The sequence below is a fragment of the Arthrobacter sp. P1_A5 genome (assembly GCF_056406825.1).
In genome coordinates this window covers 1-3270 of record NZ_JBFTZL010000280.1, presented here as the reverse complement: position 1 = coordinate 3270, position 3270 = coordinate 1, and the positions used below count along the sequence as shown (strand labels likewise).

General features: G+C 66.6%; 2 protein-coding genes and 1 pseudogene. 1 reads left to right on the top strand and 2 read right to left on the bottom strand.

Annotated elements, in window-relative coordinates:
* A partial coding sequence (locus AC1D1S_RS20265) for an oxygenase MpaB family protein (protein WP_476995340.1) occupies nucleotides 1-830 on the top strand: 830 nt, incomplete at its 5' end.
* A 116-nt stretch (nucleotides 831-946) separates the two neighbouring features.
* Here the strand turns inward: AC1D1S_RS20265 and AC1D1S_RS20260 are convergent.
* Complete coding sequence (locus AC1D1S_RS20260; protein ID WP_476945137.1) at nucleotides 947-2926, bottom strand: APC family permease; 1980 nt, start codon at nucleotides 2924-2926, stop codon at nucleotides 947-949.
* A 121-nt stretch (nucleotides 2927-3047) separates the two neighbouring features.
* A pseudogene (locus tag AC1D1S_RS20255) lies at nucleotides 3048-3270 on the bottom strand (AI-2E family transporter); the annotation flags it as partial.

Genomic DNA, 3270 nt, shown 5'->3' with positions numbered 1-3270 from the left:
GAACACGCCCGAGCGGTACGGACATGTACGGGATCTACCGGAACATGGTCCTCTTCGATTTCAAGTCTGAAATCCATTCGGGCTTCTTCGTCGCCTACTACCGCAACTTCGCCATCCCCTCCACAGCAAGGACCCTGGCGGCGACCGGGGAGATGAAATCCCGGCCGATGAAGMGCTCCTACGACACCGGCATCGTCCTCCACGAGATCATCGCCAACGGGTTCGAGCACGAACGCAGCCAGGCCATGATCAACCTGCTCCGCCGGGTCCACAAGGGGGTGCCCGGTACCCCGGACGACTTCGTCTACGTCCTCATGACCTTGCTTGTGCTGCCGCTGCGCTGGACCGAACGTCACGGCTGGCGCCGGCTGACGGAGCTGGAGAAGCGGGCCGCCACGGACTTCTACGCCGAACTGGGCCGGCAGATGGGGCTCGAGGGCATCCCGGCCACCTTCGCGGAGGCGGAGCGGTTCCTGGACGAATACGAGGACCGGAACATGGGCCCGAGCCCCGAGGGTTCGATGCTGTTCAATGCGACCGTCGCGGCCTTCGCCAGCCGTATCCCCGCCCTGCTTCGCCGGTTCACCCCGACCATCCTGGCGCTGATGATGGACAAAACCCAGGTCGCTGTGGCCCTGGGCCTGAAACCTGCCCCGGCAGTGCTGCGCGTGCCGTTCAATGCGGTGCTGCGGTTCCGCTCCCTCAAGGCCAGGCTGCGTCCGTTGCCGACGGAGCCCATATTTGTGCCGGGAAAGATGAACGTCGTGGCATACCCGGACGGATACACCCTGGACCAGATCGGCCCGTGGGGGAAATCAGCCAACGTCTGAGGCCCGGGTACCGGGTGTGAGAGCAGATACGGGTCGCAGGACACGGAGAGCCCCGCCGGAATCTGAACTGCTCAAATCCCGGCGGGGCTGATTGTTGTGGTGAGAGTTCGCCTTGCCTAGCCCACGTGGATGGCGGGCCGGAGTGCCTGGTCGGGCTCTGTCTCGCGGAGGATTTCGCGCACCAGCGGCGCGGTGTCGCCCTCACCCAGGAACAGGTACCGCATGAGGTGGCCGACGGGGTTGCCCTCCGACCACTCGAAGTAGCACTGGGGCTTCGTGCCGGTCGAGTCGCGCATGGCCAGCAGGACCGCCGCGATCGCGTTCGGCACGGCCGGGGACTTCACCCGCAGGACCCGGTAGCCCTCCACTTCGATGCCTTCGACCCGGAGCGTGTGGCTGAACGCCGAAGGATCGGAGATTTCCACTTCCAGGAAGATGACATCCGCCGGGCCCGGGACGGGATTCAGCCCGCGCTGTTCGTACTCTTTGTCCGCGTACTCAGCCTTGTCACCGGCCTGGCGTTTGTTGGCGATGACGTTCAGTTGCCCGTCGAAGGCAATCGAATCGGTGATGAACTGCCGGGCCGCCTCGTCGAACTCGATGGTTTCCAGCCGCAGTTCGGTGGTGCGCTGGACCCGGGAGATGAGCGAGACGACGATGATGCCGGCGATGAAGAAAGCCGAGATCGCAATGCCGTCGGGCTTTTCGATGACATTGGCGGCCAGCGCGTACAGCAGGACCAGGGTCAGCGCACCGAAGCCGATGGTGCCGGCGCGGCTGTGCCGGCGGATCGCGGAGACTGTCACGGCGACGGCTCCGGAAACCATCATGGCCAGGATGCCGGTGGCGTAGGCACCTGCCTGGGCGTTGACGTCGGCGTTGAAGGCGATGGTGATGCCGACGCTCAGCACGGTGTAGACGATCACGACCGGGCGGACGGCCCGGCCCCATTCCGGCGCCATGCCGTAGGCCGGCAGGTACCGGGGCACGATGTTGATGAGCCCGGCCATGGCGGAGGCTCCGGCGAACCAGAGGATCAGGGCGCTGGAAATGTCGTATACGGTGCCGAACCCGGCGCCGAACAGGTCGTGGGCGAGGAACGCCAGGGCGCGGCCGTTGGCCTGTCCGCCCTCCTCGAACTCCTTGGCCGGGATCATGACCGTGGTGAGGAAGCTGGTGGACATCAGGTAGACGCTCATGATGGCCGCCGCCGTGGTGAGCAGCTTGCGGGTGTTCCTGACCCGGGACGCCATGACCTGCTCGGGGCTGTCGCCGGTGGCCTTGATCAGCGGCATCATCGAGACGCCGGTCTCGAACCCGGACAGGCCCAGGACCAGCAAGGGGAAGGCGATGACGGCCGGGCCGATCAGGTCCATGGGGCCGCCGCCGGCGCTGGCGAGCAGCCGGTCGGTCCAGCCGGCGATCAGGGACGGATCGGAGAAGACGTGCATGAACCCGGCGGCGACGACGACGGCGTTCAGGAGCAGGTAGACGGCCACAAGCGGAATGGCGACGCCCACGGCCTCATTGAAGCCGAGCAGGAACACCCCGCCCAGGATCAGCAGCAGGATCACCGTGATGATCACGGCACTGCCTTTCAATCCCGCCGGGACGATCGGGTTCTCGAGCAGGTGCACCGTCGCGTCGGCTCCGGAGAGGGTGATGGTGATGATCCACGAGGTCGCCACGAACCCGAGCAGCAGCAGCACGAAGAACTTGCCGCGCCAGAACGGAAGCAGCTTCTCCAGCATGGCAACCGAGCCCTGCCCGTGCGGGCTCTCCTGCGCGACCCGGCGGTACATGGGCAGCATGCCCAGCAGGGTCAGGGCCACAATGAGCAGGGTGGCCAGCGGCGACAGGGCACCGGCGGCCAGGGCGGCGATACCGGGAAGGTAGGACAGGGTTGAGAAATAGTCGACGCCGGTCAGGCACATGACTTTCCACCAGGCGTTGGGCTTGTGATCTTCCTCGGCTTCGGGGCCGGCGGGTGCGACCTGGTTGGCCAGTAGCCAGCGGACCAGGGGCTTGCGGTCCGGGCGGTCGGCCTGCTTCAGGTCAACTTGCGCCGGGACGGCGTGGTCAGAAGTGGTCTGCATCGGATCTTTCTGTTGGTGGCCGGGCGTGTGCCGGGCAGGAGCAAGTCCTGGGAACCGGTCAATTGTAGTGCCGGGCCCCCTTTGCGGCGGCCAGCTGCAGGCCGCGTCCGGAACGGCGAGCCTACCGCGGCTCCGGTCCGGGCAGCTCCGGTCCGGACATCTCAGGTCCGGCCAGCTCCGGACCGGGCGGCTCAAGTCCGGGCAGCGGGTCCTTGCCGGTCCATGTCTTCACGACCGTCCACGTGACGGCGGTGATCGGCACGGCCAGCAGCGCGCCGACAATGCCGGCCAGTATGGTGCCGGCAGCCAGGACGAGCAGTATCGCCAGGCCGTGGATGCTGAGG